The sequence below is a fragment of the uncultured Alsobacter sp. genome, assembly GCF_945952055.1.
Lineage (GTDB): Bacteria > Pseudomonadota > Alphaproteobacteria > Rhizobiales > Beijerinckiaceae > Alsobacter.
The window spans coordinates 1-15303 of the sequence record NZ_CAMFHB010000047.1; the positions used below are offsets into that span (position 1 = coordinate 1).

The following is a 15303-nucleotide window of genomic DNA, read 5'->3' on the forward strand; positions in this document are numbered from 1 at the left end:
AACGAGTGTTCACCATGTCTCCGGTCTGTACACTTGGCCCGGCCACCCACGAATTCGGCACGGCCCCGGCAAAGTCGTGGATGCCCGGGCCAGGCCCGGGCAGGACGACGGAGAGGTGGTGGCGCGCTGGAGAAGCCAGATGCAACGCCGCAACTCCACAACTCTCAGGGTGAGGAACGTTGTTTTGTCAGAGGCAGGCTGCCGGAAACGCGGACGCGAAAGGCCTCAGAGCACAATCACCTTCGAGCCGGCCGGGACGCGGTTGTAGAGGTCGATCACGTCGACGTTGCGCATCCGGATGCAGCCCGACGACACCGCGCGGCCGATGGTCTCGGGCTCGTTGGTGCCGTGGATGCGGTACAGCGTGTCGCGGCCGTTCTGGTAGAGGTACAGCGCGCGCGCGCCCAGAGGATTGTCCGGACCGCCCTTGGTGAAATGGACGTGCGGCCAGCGCTTGATCATCTCCGCCGGCGGCTGCCAGTCGGGCCACTCGGCCTTGCGCTGGACGGTGGCGGTGCCAGACCAGCCATAGGCTTCGTCGCCCACGGCGACGCCGTAGCGGATGGCCTTCTTCCCGGGCAGCACGAGATAGAGGAACTTGTTGCGCGTATCGACGACCACGGTGCCCGGCGCCTCGCCGGTCGGATCCTCGATGCGGTAGCGCTCGAACGGCAGGTGCACCTGGTAGGTGGGCACCAGGGCCATGTACTCGCTGTCCTTCGAGCTCAGCGAGGGCTCCGGAACCGGCTCGTAACGGCAGCCGCCGACCAGCAGGGCCAACGTCACAAGGGCGAGTCGCGTCCGGATTGTCATGCCGCCAAAATTCCTCGTGCGATTGAAGCGGCAACAATCAAGCCGCAGTATGGTTAATGTTGGGCTAACGTCTTCGCATCCGAAAAGCGAAGTGGGTCTGCACGGCGCCGTTATGACGGCCGCCATGACCCAGATCAACCCTGGAAAGCCGTAGATTGTTCGATGGACGCGGGGGCGTGCATGACGGACACTATGCGCAACGAACGCCATCGAATGGGTCCCGGAGACGCCGTGAGCACTCTCTACATTTCGCATCCCTGCTTCGTCCGCCACCTGACGCCCGCTGGCCACCCCGAGCGCCCCGACCGGATCCGAGTCGTCGAAAGGATCCTGGAACACGAGCGGTTCCAGCCGCTTGCGCGCGAAGCTTCACCTGTCGCGACGCTCAAGACGCTGTCGCTCGCCCACCCGGAAAGCTACATCCGCTCGATCGAGGAGGCCTCGCCCGCCGAGGGCCTGCTGCAGATCGATGCCGACACGGCCATGTCTCCAGGGACCCTCGAGGCGGCGCAGCGCGCGGCCGGCGGCGCGGTCCTCGCTGTCGATGAAGTGATGACGAAGAAGGTCGCCAACGCCTTCTCGGCGGCGCGCCCGCCCGGCCACCACGCCGAGCGCGCGACGGCCATGGGCTTCTGCTTCTTCAACAACGCCGCCGTCGCGGCACGCCACGCGCAAAAGGTGCACGGCGCCGAGCGAGTCGCGATCATCGACTGGGATGTGCATCACGGAAACGGCACGCAGGACATCTTCTGGAGCGATCCCAGCGTGCTCTACTGCTCGACCCACGAGATGCCGCTCTACCCCGGCACCGGCGCGGCCAGCGAGACCGGCGAGCACAACACCATCGTCAACGTGCCGCTGCGCGCGGGCGACGGCGGCGCCGAGTTCCGGGAGGCGTTCGAGGTGGGCATCCTGCCCCGGGTCGAGGCCTTCCGCCCCGACCTGATCATCATCTCCGCCGGCTTCGACGCCCATGTGCGCGACCCGCTCGCCAACCTCAATCTCGTCGAGGCCGATTTCGGCTGGGCGACGGCACAGCTCATGGACATCGCCGACAAATCCTGCGAGGGCCGGGTCGTGTCGCTGATGGAAGGCGGCTACGACCTCGAGGGCCTCGCCCGCTCCGTCGCCGCCCACGTCATGACGCTGATGCGGGGCGGATAGCCCGCCCTCTCGTCACGCCCCAACCTCCTCATCCTGAGCCGGCCGCGAAGCGGCCGAGTCGAGGCGCGCTCCTTACCCCTCCAGCGGCTCCGTCCCGGCGATCTCGATGCCGAAGCCCGCGAGGCCCACATAGGAGCGCGCCGAGCTCGACAGGTTGACGATGGACGTCACGCCGAGGTCGCGCAGGATCTGCGCGCCGAGGCCGATCTCCCGCCACTGGGCCTGCCGCTGGCTCTCGGAGCTCGATTCATCGTGGCTCTTCACCGGCACACCGGCGGTGCCGTCGCGCAGGTAGACGAGCACGCCGCGGCCGGCCTTGCGGAAGCGCGCGAGCGAAGCCTGGATGGTGACGCCGCCACCCAGCGTGTCGGCGATGACGTCCGCCCGGTGCAGGCGCGTGAGCACGCCCCGGCCATCGCCGATGCCGCCATGGACGAAGGCGAAGTGCTGCACCGTGTCGAAGGGCGTGCGGAACGCGTAGCCGGTGAGTTCGCCGTCCTCGGTCTTGACCGGAAACGTGGCCACGCGCTCGACGAGCTTCTCGCGCGCCTGGCGGAAGGCGATGAGGTCGGCGACGGAGATGCGCTGCAGCCCGTGCTTCTCCGCGAACTCGACGATCTGCTGGCCCTTCATGACCGTGCCGTCGTCGTTGGCCATCTCGCAGATCACGCCCACGGGCGGCAATCCCGCGAGCTTGCACAGGTCCACGGCCGCCTCGGTGTGCCCGGAGCGCATCAGCACGCCCCCGTCACGCGCGATCAGCGGGAACACGTGCCCGGGCCGCACGAAGTCGGAGGCGCCCATGTTGCCGTTGGCCAGGGCGCGCACGGTGTTGGAGCGCTGCTCGGCCGAGATGCCCGTGGTCAGCCCATGCTTCACGTCGACAGACACGGTGAACGCGGTCCCCAGCGGCGCATCGTTGGCGGCGACCATCGGGTTCAGGTGGAGCCGCCGCGCATCGGACGCCGTCACGGGGGCGCAGACGATCCCGCAGGAGTGGCGCACGATGAAGGCCATCTTCTCGGGCGTGCACAGGGAGGCCGCGCAGATCAGGTCTCCCTCGTTCTCGCGGTCGTCGTCGTCGGTGACGATCACGATCTCGCCGCGCTTGAGGGCGTCGATGGCTTCGGTGACGGATTTCTGCACGGTGTGATCCTCCGGCGCGGCCAGGCCGATGAAGTCGTTGGGGGTGACGGCCCCGGCCGTGACACGCGCGATCGTCTCGGCGACGTCGCGCGACATCCAGGCTGCATCGTTGTTGCAGAGCGCCGTCACGGAAGCGGGCGACAGGCCGACGCGGCGCGCGAAATCGATGCGCGCGATGCCTTCCCGCTTGAGCCAGTCCGCCAGTTTCATGGGACGAACTTAGGAGAAACCGGCCATTTCAGTCAAACTGAAATGCTTGCGTCACCGTCGGTTCGCGCTTGCTGAAACGCACAGGCTGATTGCTCAGCCCCCCTGCGCTCAGCCCACCTGCGCCCGGTGCCGCAGGAAGTGGTCCGCGATCACGCAGGCCACCATCGCCTCGCCCACCGGCACGGCGCGGATGCCGACGCAGGGATCGTGGCGGCCCTTGGTCATGACGTCGACATCGTGGCCTTCCCGGTCGACGCTGCGGCGCGGCGTGAGGATCGACGATGTGGGCTTCACGGCGAAACGGGCCACCACCGGCTGGCCGGTCGAGATGCCGCCCAGGATACCGCCGGCGTTGTTCGACAGGAACACGGGCGCCCCGTCGTTGCCGGCGCGGATCTCGTCCGCATTGTCCTCGCCGGTGAGTTCGGCCGACGCGAAGCCCGCGCCGATCTCGACCCCCTTCACCGCGTTAATGCTCATCAGGGCCGCGGCGAGGTCCGCGTCGAGCTTGCCGTAGACCGGCGCGCCGAGCCCCACGGGCACGTTCTCGGCGACCACCTCGATCACGGCGCCGACCGAGGACCCCGACTTCCGGATCTCGTCGAGGTAGGTCTCGTAGAAGGCGGCCGCCTCAGCGTCGGGGCAGAAGAAGGGATTGTTGGCGATCTCGTTCCAGTTCCAGCGGCTGCGGTCGATCTTGTGCGGCCCCATCTGCACCAGCGCGCCACGAACCGTGAGGCCCGGGACGACCTTGCGGGCGATGGCGCCGGCCGCCACCCGCGCCGCCGTCTCGCGCGCCGAGGAGCGCCCGCCGCCCCGGTAGTCGCGCACGCCGTACTTCGCGTCATAGGTGAAGTCGGCGTGGCCGGGCCGGTACTTGTCGCGGATCTCGCCGTAGTCCTTGGAGCGCTGGTCGACGTTCTCGATCAGCAGCGCGATGGGCGTCCCCGTCGTGACCGGGCCGCCTGTGCGGTCGTCCTCGAACACACCCGACAGGATCTTCACCTGGTCGGGCTCGCGGCGCTGGGTGGTGAACCGGGACTGCCCGGGCCGGCGCCGGTCGAGCTCGGCCTGGATGTCGGCCTCCGTCAGCGGGATCCGCGGCGGGCAGCCGTCCACGACGCAGCCCAGCGCCGGCCCGTGGCTCTCGCCGAAGGTCGTGACGCGGAAAAGGTGGCCGAAGGTGTTGTGCGACATGGCGAGCGGTCCCGGCGGAAGGCTCGCTCATAGGGGCAAAGGCCGCGGCAGGTCAAACCCACCGCGGCATTTGCAACCTCATGCGGCGTCTCGGACCAGCTTCAGGACCGGCGCGCTGTGGCGCGGCACGGCGGACTGGGGCACGGCAGGGGCACCGACCCAGGCGGAGTTGGCGGGCAGGCCCTCGCCCTTCATGACCAGCGTCAGCGGACCGAGGCGGGCGAAGTCGCCGACTTGGGTGTCGTAGAGCACCGTGGAGCCGGCGGCGATGGTGACGCCCTTGCCCACGTTGACCCGGCCGACCTTCATGACGCGGTCTTCGTAGAGGTGCGTCTGCAGCGAGGACATCTCGTTCATGGCCACGTAGTCGCCGATGTTCACGCAGTCGAACTCGGTGAGGTCGGTCATGTTGAGCCACACGCCCTTGCCGATCTTCACGCCGAACAGGCGCAGGGCCCAGGGCAGCATCGGGGTGCCGCGCAGGTGGTCCAGCAGGACCTTGCCGGCGAGGCCCCAGTACATGACGGCGACGGCTTCCGTGCGCAGGGCCCACCACGACCACATGGGCTTCATGGTGGGAACGTAGCGGCCCATCAGGGTCCACTTCACCGCGGCCACGACGAGGGTCATCACGACCGGGATCACCACCGAGGCAGCCACGAAGAGGAGCGCGAAGGTGCCCCAGTGCTGCTCGACGACGGAGGGCAGGAACACTTCCACCGCGAGCGTGCCGAAGGTGATGAAGAGCATGGTCGGCAGCGACAGGTTGAAGGCTTCGAACACGGCGCGGCCGATGCGCGCGGCGCGCGAGGGCTCGAAGGTCCAGGAGGCGGCGATCCCGTCGACCTTCTGGCGGGTCGGCAGCTTGATCGGCGGGCTGCCGAACCAGGTGTCGCCCGCGGCCATCTCCTCGTTGGCCGGCGGCTTCGACTTGATGCCGATGAGCACGCCGTCCGGGATGGACGCGCCGGGAGGAACGACGCCGTCGTTGCCGACGAACACACGCGAGCCCGTCTTCACCGGAGCCAGCGTCATCCAGCCGTTGCGGATGTCCTCGTCGCCCAGCACCACCTCGTCGGCGATGAAGCACTTGTCGCCGATCTCGGTAAGGTCGTAGCGGCCCGACAGGTTGGAGGAGATCTCCGAGCCCCTGCCGATCTTGGCCCCCATCAGCCGGTACCAGTGACGCATGTAGACGGTGGCGTAGAGCGACGACAGCGTCTCCAGCGTCACCTCCGTGGCGAGCGCCACGATCCACTTGCGGACGTAGAACCAGCTGTGGACCGAGTAGGTGCCCGCCCGAACCCGCGGCAGGACGGTCCAGCGCACGGCGGCGATCAGGAACACGGTGACCGCGATCATGGCCATGGCCGTCGGCCAGGCGAGGAGCGGCAGGTAGTTCAAGTAGCTCGTCTCCACGAAGCGGGACACGAGGTCATCGATCCGGTCGAAGAGATAGAAGGCCGGGAAGATCGGCAGCAGGCTCACCGGCGGCAGAGCGAGCAGCGCGGCGACGTAGGCGGCCGTCTGCAGGGTGCGGCGCGTACGGCTGGCCAGCGGGGGAACCGGAAGCTCGTCGCGATCGACCTCGCCGACGCGGCGGCCGGGCGAACCGTCCCACATCTCCCAGGCTCCGACGCGGACGTCCTCGCCCACCGAGGTAAGGTCGGCCAGTTCGGCCCCGCGCCCGATCACGGCGCCCTGGCCGATCACGCAGGAGGTGCCCACATAGGCGCCCGCGCCGATCTCGACCGGCCCGATGACGAGCTCGTTGCCGATCACGTCCGCCGTGCACAGCACGACCTTGCCGCCGATCGAGGCTCCCGCGCCGATGGTGACGAGGTCGAGGGCGCCCGACTCGATTTCGCAGACGATCGCGTCGGCTCCGACCTTGGCGCCGAGCGCCCGCAGGTAGCCCCGCATGACCGGGGTGCCCTGGAACCACTTCATGTGGGTCAGGCTGAGCAGGCGCTGCACCAGCCACCAGCGGTAGTAGTAGGCGCCCCAGAGCGGATAACGGCCGGGCTTCGTGCGGCCGAGGATGAGCCACTTGCCGGCGATGGCGATGACCACCGTGGCGACGTTGATGCCCATGTAGACGCCGAGCAGCATCAGGATGCCGGCGAGCACCGTGGTCTCCTCGCCACCCAGCAGCATGTAGGTGACGAAGACGCCCAGCCACTGGGCCGTCATCAGCGCCAGGATGAAGGGCATCGCCGCGGCCTGGGCCAGGCCGCACAGGAACCGGCGGCGCAGCGAAGGCGGCGCGAACGAAAGGTCCTGCGGCTCGGCGTGCCCGCCGGCCGGGGCGCGCGCGTCCAGCGCCGCGGCCATGGCGCGCAGCGAGCGACCCGCATAGACGTCCTGAAGGGTAATGCCCGCGAGCGCCGGGGTCTCGCGAACCGCCGAGATGTAGCGGGCGGCGATCAGCGAGTGGCCGCCGAGATCGGTGAAGAAGTCGGCGTCGAACGGCAGGGCCTGGCCCGGAAACACCCGCTGCGCGGCGGCGAGCAGCAGCGCCTCGGTCGGCGTCTGCGGCGCCTCCTGCTCCTCGCCGCGGTCGGCACCGGTGGCGAGCGGCATGGCCTTCAAGGTCTTGCGGTCGATCTTGCCGGAGACGAGCCGCGGAACGGCCTCGAGCAGCTCGAAGCGGGACGGCACCATGTAGGAGGGAAGCTGCTCGGCGAGCGACAGGCGGAGCTGCATCCGGTCCACGCCGGACCCAACCTCGGGCACCACGAAGGCCACGAGGCGGTCAATGCCGTCGTCCTGCCGCAGCACGACCGCCGCCTGCGCGACGCCCGGAAGCGCGTCGAGGCGCACCTCGATTTCGCCCAGCTCGACGCGGAAGCCGCGGATCTTCACCTGGTCGTCGATACGGCCGTGGAAGACGATGCGCCCGTCGGCATCGAGGCTCACGGCGTCGCCCGAGCGGTACAGGACCGGATCGATTCCGTCCGTCGCGAACGGGTTGGGAATGAACTTCTCGGCCGTCAGCTCGGGGCGCTTGAGGTAGCCCGAGGCGACGCCGGGGCCACCGATCAGCAGCTCGCCCTGCTGGCCCGGGGCGAGCAGCGAGAGGTCCTCGCCCACCACGTAGCAGGTGTAGTTCGGGATCGGACCGCCAATGGTGACGGGCTCGCCGCGCACGACCTCGCAGGCGGTAGCCACGACGGTCGCCTCGGTCGGCCCGTAGGTGTTGAAGATGCGCCGGCCGGGCTTCGACCAGCGCTGCACCACGGACGGCTGCAGCGCCTCGCCGCCGAGCAGGATGAGGCGGAGGCTGGGCACGTCGCGGGTGAACATCGACAGCAGCGTCGGCACCGTGTCGACGGCGGTGATGCCGGCGCCGGCCATGACGTCGGCGAGCGTCTCGGTCTCGGCCAGCACCTCGGGCGTCGCGACCCACAGGGTCGCGCCGACGAGGTAGGGGATCCAGATCTCTTCCATGGAGAGATCGAACGCCACCGAGGCGCTCTGGAACATCACGTCGGTCTCGTCGAGCCCGTAGAGGGCATTCCCCGAGCGCAGATAGTGGCAGATGTTGCGATGGCTGATGACGATGCCCTTGGGCATGCCGGTCGAGCCGGAGGTGTAGATCAGGTAGGCCGGATGATCCGGCGTCAGGCCGAGGCCGCGGGCGTCGACGGCGGCGCCGGCCACCGCGATCTCGGCCGGGACCAACGCCACGATCCCGTGCGCGGAGGCCCTCGGGGCGAGGTCGGCGGAGGTGAGCAGGCCTTTGGCCGCCGCATCCGTCAGGCAGGTCGCGATGCGCTCGACCGGGGCGTCGGCGTCGAAGGGCAGCCAGGCGGCGCCCGACTTGGTGATGGCGATCTGGGCCACGAGCAGGTCCGCGCCACGGCGCATCCACAGGCCCACCACGTCGCCGGGGCCGATCCCGCGGGCGGAGAGCCCGGCGGCGATGGCGTCGGCCCGCTCGGCCACCTGACGGTAGGTCAGGGTCTCGCCGGCGCAGACGATGGCGGGATGATCGGGGCGTCGGTGGACGGTCGCGTCGAAGATGTCGGCGAGAACCTCGTCCCGGATCAGATCCGGAAGAGACGGGCCATGGAGGATGCCCTGTTTGGCCGTCGTGGCGTCAAGCGTGTTCATGCTCAGTCTCCGCCGCGGCCAGGCACGCGACCGACCACGGACCCGCTTGCCGCGGGTCCCGCGATCCGGCTCAGCGTTCTGGCTGCTCCCCGATCCCCCTTGCCGCCGTTGCAGGGCGGCAGACGCGTCAACTCGCGCCTTGCACAGGTTATCGGGGTTTCAGACTGAACCGAGAATGAACGATCCTGAACGGCGGAGGAAAATCGACACGCGGGGTCAGACCCAGCGGTAGGCGCCCGCCTCGAAAACGAGCACCTTGCCCTGCCAGATGTCGGCCGAGGCCGCTTCCGCGGCCGACATCCCGGTCACCAGGCGCATGACGGCGCGGGCGACGCCGCCGTGGGAGACCGCCACGGTCTCCTCGGTGAGCGAATCGAGCCACGGCCTGACCCGCTCCATCAGCATGCCGTAGCTTTCGCCGTCGGGCGGGACGAAGTTCCATTTGTCCTGCTCGCGCAGGCGCGCCATGGCCGGCTCGGCCTTGCGCACTTCTTTCCAGGTGTAGCCTTCCCACAGCCCGAAGGAGATTTCCTTGAGCCGCTCGTCCACCGTGTAGCCGGCCGGGTCGAGGCCGACGGCGCCGCGGCCGAGTTCCGCGGTCTCGCGGGTGCGCCCCATGGGGCTCACCAGCCAGGGTAAGGCGCCCAGGTCCGGCCTGAGCGCGGCGAGCCGGCGCCCGGCCTCGCCGGCCTGGACGCGTCCCTTCTCGTTGATCGGGATGTCGTGCTGGCCCTGCAGCCGGCCTTCGGCGTTCCAGTCGGTCTCGCCATGCCGGATGAAGTACAGACGCGGCCTCGCCCTCACCCGTCAGCCCTTGTCGAGCGTGAGATCGGGGGCGTCGGGGTTCTTCATGCCGACGACGTGGTAGCCGGCATCCACGTGCAGGATCTCGCCCGTCGTTCCCCGGCCCATGTCGGACAGGAGGTAGACGGCGCTGTCGCCGACCTCCTCGATCGTCACGGTCCGGCGCAGCGGGGCGTTGTATTCGTTCCAGCGCAGGATGTAGCGGAAATCGCCGATGCCCGACGCCGCGAGCGTCTTGATCGGCCCGGCCGAGATCGCGTTGACGCGGATGTTCTGCGGGCCGAGATCGGCCGCCAGGTAGCGCACCGACGCCTCGAGCGCGGCCTTGGCCACGCCCATGACGTTGTAGTGGGGCATCCACTTCTCGGCGCCGTAGTAGGTCAGGGTCAGCATCGACCCGCCGTTCTTCATCAGCTTCTCGGCACGCTGCGCGACGGCCGTGAACGAGTAGCAGGAGATCTGCAGGGAGCGGATGAAGTTCTGCTCGGTGGTGTCGATGTAGCGCCCGGTGAGCTCGTCCTTGTCCGAGAAGGCGATGCAATGGACGATGAAGTCGAGGCCGCCCCACAGGCGGTCGACCTCGGCGAACACCGCGTCGATCGAGGCCGGGTCGGTGACGTCGCAGTGCCCGACGACGGCCGCCCCCATCTCCGCGGCGAGCGGGCGCACCCGCTTTTCGAGCGCCTCCCCCTGGAACGTGAAGGCGAGTTCGGCCCCGTGGGACCGCGCGGCGCGCGCGATGCCCCAGGCGATGGAACGGTTGTTGGCCACTCCCATCACGAGCCCGCGCTTGCCGGCGAGCAGGGTCGAGACGGGAGATGTGGGATCGGTCATTGGAACCGCCGGGCGTTGGGCGTGGGGCAAAGCATTCGGCACTCCTTTAGCGGAAGCCGAAGGGGCTTGGAAGCGCCCGCCCTCCTTTCGTTGCATGGAATACGCCGGCCCGGGCGGTGTTCTGCACCGCGAAGGGATGGCACATGCGCGGCGAAGGTCTTACTGTGAGGCGAGAGTTCCGGGGGGTCGACCCCCGGTTTGTGCGCGTCGATGGACCACGGTGGATGCCCGATCTTCGGGGACAGCTGACCGATGAAATACCGCGATTGCGCCGTTTTGCGCGAGCGCTGACGCGGGACCGCGAGACCGCGGACGACCTGGTCCAGGACACGCTGGTGCGTGCGCTGCGGGCGGAAGCCCGCTGGGCCGGCACCAATCTTCGCGTGTGGCTGTTCACGATTCTGGCCAACCTGAACAGGAACCGGCTTCGCGGCCTGGCCCGCAAGGCGCCCCACGCCGAGCTGGAGGAGGCCGACGACGGCCACGCCATCCCGGCCACCTCCGGGGAATCGAGCGACATTCTGCGTGCTTTGGACGCGTTGAGCGCCGAACACCGCGAGGTCATCGTGCTCGTGGGTGTCGAGGGGCTGAGCTACGACGAGTGCGCGGAGGCGCTTTCCATTCCGGTGGGGACGGTGATGTCGCGCCTGTTCAGGGCGCGCTCGATCCTGCGCGACCGGCTGAATGCGGGGGATCCGGGCAGCCCGCCCCATCTGCGGGTGATCAAATGACCAGCCCGCTCGATCCCACCGAGATTCACGCCTTCGTCGACGGCGAACTGGACGCGCAGCGCCGGGCCGAGGTGGAACGCCTCCTGGCCGACGACGCGGACGCGGCGGCCGAGGCCAAGGCGTGGCGCGAGCAGAACGATGCGCTCAAGCGCGCCTTCGCCCCGGTGATGGCCGAAACCGTGCCGGCCCGCCTCGATCCCAAGCGGCTGTCGAGGGCGCTGCCGGGAATGGGGTGGCAGGACGCCCGCGTGCCGATGGCGGCCAGCATCGCGTTCGTGGCCGGCGGTCTCGTCGGCGCGGCCCTCCTGGCCCTGGTCCAGTACGGTGTCATGGGCGGCCCGCAGGCCGGGCCCGACCTGTCGACGCGCCTCGTCGTGCTGGCCGCCGACACGCATCGCGTGTTCGCCCCGGAGGTCCGCCACCCGGTGGAAGTCAGCGCCAGCGAGGAGGGTCACCTCGTCCAGTGGCTGTCCAAGCGGCTGTCCTACCCGATCACCCTGCCCGACCTCGCCGGCGAGGGCCTGAAGCTGGTCGGCGGGCGCCTCCTGTCGAACGCCCCGGGCGCGGCGGCCATGTTCATGTACGAATCGGCCAGCGGCGAGCGGATCACGATCGTGTGCAGCCGCATGACGGGCGCCCGCGACAGCGCCTTCCGAATCTCCGAGGGCAAGGGGCTGAGCACGGCCTACTGGTTCGACGACCAGATCGGGTTCGCCGTGTCGGGCCCGCTGGATCGCGAAAAGCTGCTGCGGGTGTCGCGGCGGGTGTTCGAAGCGATGGAACGGCACGCCGACCGGGCGGGTTGAGGGACGCGCTGACCGGGCGCGGCATTGCCCTGCGCTCAGGTCAAGCCTGCAGAGAGGCTGATGTGCGCCGCACAATGTGGTGATATAAGCCGCGCGCGGAAGACCGGTCCGCGTCAGTCATCCGGCAGAGTCCATGGCCCAACCCGAGTCCCTTCCGTCCAGCACCGACGCGCCCGCCGCAGCCGGCAAGACGGTTCCCCCTGCCGCGGACCCTGCGTCCCCGCCGCCTGCCCCGGCCTCGCCGGATCACGGGCATGGGCATGGCAACGGCAATCTCTTCGCCCTCACGCTGGGCAGCATCGGCGTCGTCTATGGCGACATCGGGACGAGCCCCCTCTACGCCTTCCGCGAGGCGCTGATCGCCGCCGTCGGGGCTCACAACACGACCGGCGCGACGGTTCAGGCGGTGCCGCGCGAGACGGTTCTGGGCGTCCTGTCGCTGATCGTGTGGTCGCTCCTGCTCGTCGTCACGGTCAAATACGTCCTCATCCTTCTGCGCGCTGACAACAACGGCGAGGGCGGCACGCTGTCCCTGATGGCGCTGGCGCAGCGGGTCCTGGGCCGCGGCCGCGTCTACATCGTGGCGGGCGGCATCATCGGCGCCTCGATGTTCTACGGCGACAGCGTCATCACGCCGGCGATCTCCGTCCTGTCGGCGGTGGAAGGCCTGAAGCTCGTGGCGCCCGGATTCGAGCACTATGTGGTGCCCGTGACCGTGTGCATCCTCGTGCTGCTGTTCGCGGTGCAGAGCCGCGGCACGGCCAAGGTCGCGGCCTTCTTCGGCCCGGTCATGGCGGCGTGGTTCCTGCTGCTGGCCGTCGGCGGCCTGATGCATGTAAGCGACGACCCCGGCGTCGTGCTCGCCCTCAACCCCGTCCATGGCATCGCCTTCGTCATCGAGCACAAGATGATCGGGCTGGTGACGCTGGGCGCCGTCTTCCTGGCGGTCACCGGCGGCGAGGCGCTCTATGCCGACCTTGGCCATTTCGGCCGCCGTCCCATCCAGATCGCCTGGCTCGGGCTCGTGCTGCCGTCGCTCGTGATCAACTATTTCGGGCAGGGCGCGCTCATTCTCTCGCACCCCGACCACATCGACAGCCCGTTCTTCCAGCTCTATCCCGACTGGGCCCTCATCCCGGTCGTCGCCATGGCGACCGCGGCGACCGTCATCGCCAGCCAGGCGGTCATCACCGGCGCCTTCTCGCTGACGCGCCAGGCTGTCCAGCTCGGCCTCCTGCCCCGCATCGAGATCCGGTTCACGTCCGAGACCCATTCCGGGCAGATCTACATCCCGCGAATCAATACGTTGCTGCTGATCGGCGTCCTGATCCTGGTGGTGCTGTTCCGCTCCTCGGGCGCACTGGCCTCGGCCTACGGCATCGCCGTCACCACCACGATGGTCGTCGACGCGTCGCTGGCCTTCATCATCATCTGGCGCCTGTGGAACTGGAAGCCGGCCGCCGCCGCCGCGCTCGTGCTTCCCTTCCTGCTGATCGACGCGACCTTCCTGGCTTCGAACCTTCTGAAGCTATTCGACGGCGCCTGGGCACCGCTGCTCTTCGCCTCGTTCCTGATCCTGCTGATGATGACCTGGCGGAAAGGGACGCGCATCCTCGCGGACAAGACGCGCCGCTCCGAGGTGCCGCTCGACATGCTCGTGCGCAACCTCGAAAAGAAACCGCCGCACCGTGTGCAGGGCACCGCGGTGTTCCTCACCAGCGACCCGGACTACGCGCCGACCGCCCTCCTCCACAATCTCAAGCACAACAAGATCCTGCACGAGAAGAACGTCATCCTCACCGTCGCCACGGCCGACACGCCGCGCGTGCGCGAGGAGGAGCGGATCACCATCCAGCCCGTCAGCGAGCACTTCTCCCGGGTGAAGATGAAGTTCGGCTACATGGAGAGCCCGAACGTGCCGCGCGGCCTCGCCATCGCGCGCAAGCTCGGCTGGACCTTCGACATCATGTCGACGTCCTTCTTCGTGTCCCGCCGCTCCATCAAGCCGGCCGCCCAGTCGGGCATGCCTTTGTGGCAGGACAAGCTGTTCATCGCGCTCGCCCGCAACGCCAGCGACGCCACGGACTTCTTCCAGATCCCCACCGGCCGCGTGGTGGAAGTGGGCACGCAGGTGACGGTGTAGACCAGGTCGACGGTCGGCTCGTTCCCGGCGTCCTTCGACGCGCCGCCGGCGAGACTGCTCAGAGCGCGTGACTCTTTCGGTCGTCCAGCGAGCACCTCCCTCTCCGCGTCATGGCCGGGCTTGGCCCGGCCACCCACGACTTGCGGATGGCCCCGGCAAAGTCGTGGATGCCCGGGCCAAGCCCGGGCAGGACGGCGGAAAGGTGGTGGCGCGCTGGAGAAGTCAGATTCAGCAACGCATCGGCGGTCGGTTCATGCTCTCAGAATGAGGACCGTTGTCGTTGAAAAACAACGATCTTCCTCATCCTGAGCAAGCCGCGAAGCGGCCGTGTCGCAGGACACAGAACCGCTCCGACAGCCCCGGTCAGAAATCCTTGCGCGGGTCGAAGTCGAGCGTCTCGCTCCAGCGCTCCATCAGCGCCTTCAACTCGTCGCTGGCCTGAGGCGGCAGGACGATCTCCAGCGTCACGAGCAGGTCGCCCCGGGTGTCGCCCGAGGGCAGGCCCTTGCCGCGCAGGCGCAGCGTGCGGCCGCTCGACGAGTTCGCCGGAATCGTGAGTTCCACCGCGCCCTCGAGGGTGGGCGCCCGCACCTTGGCGCCGAGCACGGCCTCGTCGAGCCGGATGGGCAGGCGCAGGCGGATGTCGTTGCCTTCCACCGCGAAGCGGCGATCGGGGCGCACGTGCACGCTCACCAGCACGTCGCCCGGCGGGCCGCCCGGCGCGGGGCTCGGATGGCCCTGCCCCTTGAGGCGCACGGTCTGGCCCTCGGCGATGCCGGCCGGGATCTTCACCTCCACGTCGCGGCCGCTCGGCAGCGTGACGCGCAGCGACGTGCCCTTGACCGCCTCGGCCAGGGTGATGGTCGCCTCGATCTTCACGTCTGCCCCGCCACGCGGCTTGCGCGGCCCGCCGCGGCCGCCCGAGAACAGGTCGGAGAAGATGTCGGAGGCATCGAACCCGCCAGGACCACCGCGGGCCGAGCGAAAGCCGCCCCCACCCTGGTCGAAGCCAAAGTGGAAGTTCTCGAAGCCGGCCCCGGCCCCGCCGCCGCGCGGCCCGCCCGCCCCGAAGCCCTCGAAGCCGGTGAAGCGCGGCTTGCCCTCCGCGTCGATCTCGCCGGCGTCGAACTTCTTACGCTTGTCGGCATCGCCCAGGATCTCGTAGGCGTTGTTGATCTCGGCGAACGTGTCGCGCGCCTTCGGATCGGTGGGGTTGCGGTCGGGATGGTGGGCTTTGGCCAGGCGGCGGAACGCCTTCTTGATGTCGGCTTCCGTCGCCGAGCGTCCGACACCGAGGACGACATACGGATCGCGCATCGATTCACACCTCTTCTGCCGC

The 15303-nt window shown here is 69.0% G+C and carries 11 protein-coding genes; 4 read left to right on the plus strand and 7 right to left on the minus strand.

What is annotated here, in order from left to right:
• Nucleotides 1-225: 225 nt before the first annotated feature.
• Nucleotides 226-813 carry a L,D-transpeptidase gene (locus Q0Q47_RS25105; protein WP_293866621.1) on the minus strand — a complete coding sequence of 196 codons (588 nt, stop codon included), beginning with the start codon at nt 811-813 and terminating at the stop codon, nt 226-228.
• A gap of 231 nt (nt 814-1044) precedes the next feature.
• On the opposite strand from Q0Q47_RS25105, the gene Q0Q47_RS25110 reads away from it, so the two are divergent.
• Nucleotides 1045-1977: a histone deacetylase family protein gene (locus tag Q0Q47_RS25110; protein ID WP_293866624.1), complete on the plus strand. Its 933-nt coding sequence runs from the start codon at nt 1045-1047 to the stop codon at nt 1975-1977.
• A gap of 72 nt (nt 1978-2049) precedes the next feature.
• On the opposite strand, the gene ribB is transcribed toward Q0Q47_RS25110, so the two are convergent.
• The 5 genes from ribB to fabI all read right to left on the minus strand — a co-directional run bounded on the left by ribB (nt 2050) and on the right by fabI (nt 10284).
• Complete coding sequence (gene ribB / locus Q0Q47_RS25115) at nt 2050-3333, minus strand: 3,4-dihydroxy-2-butanone-4-phosphate synthase (RefSeq protein WP_293866627.1); 1284 nt, start codon at nt 3331-3333, stop codon at nt 2050-2052.
• Nucleotides 3334-3441: 108 nt separating this feature from the next.
• A complete protein-coding gene (aroC, locus tag Q0Q47_RS25120; protein ID WP_293866630.1) occupies nt 3442-4530 on the minus strand; it encodes a chorismate synthase in 1089 nt (362 codons plus the stop codon).
• Between the two features lie 78 nt (nt 4531-4608).
• On the minus strand, nt 4609-8646 hold the full coding sequence (locus Q0Q47_RS25125; protein WP_293866633.1) for a Pls/PosA family non-ribosomal peptide synthetase: 4038 nt from the start codon (nt 8644-8646) through the stop codon (nt 4609-4611).
• Nucleotides 8647-8862: 216 nt separating this feature from the next.
• Nucleotides 8863-9450 carry a histidine phosphatase family protein gene (locus Q0Q47_RS25130; protein WP_293866636.1) on the minus strand — a complete coding sequence of 196 codons (588 nt, stop codon included), beginning with the start codon at nt 9448-9450 and terminating at the stop codon, nt 8863-8865.
• Between the two features lie 3 nt (nt 9451-9453).
• Nucleotides 9454-10284, minus strand: a complete 831-nt coding sequence (gene fabI / locus Q0Q47_RS25135) for an enoyl-ACP reductase FabI (RefSeq protein WP_293866639.1) — start codon at nt 10282-10284, stop codon at nt 9454-9456.
• A gap of 224 nt (nt 10285-10508) precedes the next feature.
• Here fabI and Q0Q47_RS25140 point away from each other — a divergent pair, with 224 nt between their 5' ends.
• The 3 genes from Q0Q47_RS25140 to Q0Q47_RS25150 all read left to right on the plus strand — a co-directional run bounded on the left by Q0Q47_RS25140 (nt 10509) and on the right by Q0Q47_RS25150 (nt 13964).
• Nucleotides 10509-11015 carry an RNA polymerase sigma factor gene (locus tag Q0Q47_RS25140; protein ID WP_293866642.1) on the plus strand — a complete coding sequence of 169 codons (507 nt, stop codon included), beginning with the start codon at nt 10509-10511 and terminating at the stop codon, nt 11013-11015.
• The gene (locus Q0Q47_RS25145) at nt 11012-11821 is read left to right on the plus strand and encodes an anti-sigma factor (RefSeq protein ID WP_293866645.1); all 810 of its coding nucleotides are present in this window, start codon (nt 11012-11014) and stop codon (nt 11819-11821) included. Before Q0Q47_RS25140 ends, Q0Q47_RS25145 begins: the two co-directional genes overlap by 4 nt.
• Nucleotides 11822-11954: 133 nt before the next feature.
• Nucleotides 11955-13964, plus strand: coding sequence for a potassium transporter Kup (locus Q0Q47_RS25150; RefSeq protein ID WP_293866648.1), 2010 nt, complete (start codon nt 11955-11957; stop codon nt 13962-13964).
• A 363-nt stretch (nt 13965-14327) separates the two neighbouring features.
• Here the strand turns inward: Q0Q47_RS25150 and Q0Q47_RS25155 are convergent, their stop codons facing one another.
• On the minus strand, nt 14328-15281 hold the full coding sequence (locus Q0Q47_RS25155; protein WP_293866651.1) for a J domain-containing protein: 954 nt from the start codon (nt 15279-15281) through the stop codon (nt 14328-14330).
• Between the last annotated feature and the right edge of the window lie 22 nt (nt 15282-15303).

Excerpts from the sequence above, each read along its gene's own strand:
- Q0Q47_RS25105 (WP_293866621.1), bottom strand. The coding sequence starts at position 813 with ATGACAATCCGGACGCGACTCGCCCTTGTGACGTTGGCCCTGCTGGTC.
- ribB (WP_293866627.1), bottom strand. The coding sequence starts at position 3,333 with ATGAAACTGGCGGACTGGCTCAAGCGGGAAGGCATCGCGCGCATCGAT.
- aroC (WP_293866630.1), bottom strand. The coding sequence starts at position 4,530 with ATGTCGCACAACACCTTCGGCCACCTTTTCCGCGTCACGACCTTCGGC.
- Q0Q47_RS25125 (WP_293866633.1), bottom strand. The coding sequence starts at position 8,646 with ATGAACACGCTTGACGCCACGACGGCCAAACAGGGCATCCTCCATGGC.
- fabI (WP_293866639.1), bottom strand. The coding sequence starts at position 10,284 with ATGACCGATCCCACATCTCCCGTCTCGACCCTGCTCGCCGGCAAGCGC.
- Q0Q47_RS25140 (WP_293866642.1), top strand. The coding sequence starts at position 10,509 with ATGCCCGATCTTCGGGGACAGCTGACCGATGAAATACCGCGATTGCGC.
- Q0Q47_RS25145 (WP_293866645.1), top strand. The coding sequence starts at position 11,012 with ATGACCAGCCCGCTCGATCCCACCGAGATTCACGCCTTCGTCGACGGC.
- Q0Q47_RS25150 (WP_293866648.1), top strand. The coding sequence starts at position 11,955 with ATGGCCCAACCCGAGTCCCTTCCGTCCAGCACCGACGCGCCCGCCGCA.
- Q0Q47_RS25155 (WP_293866651.1), bottom strand. The coding sequence starts at position 15,281 with ATGCGCGATCCGTATGTCGTCCTCGGTGTCGGACGCTCGGCGACGGAA.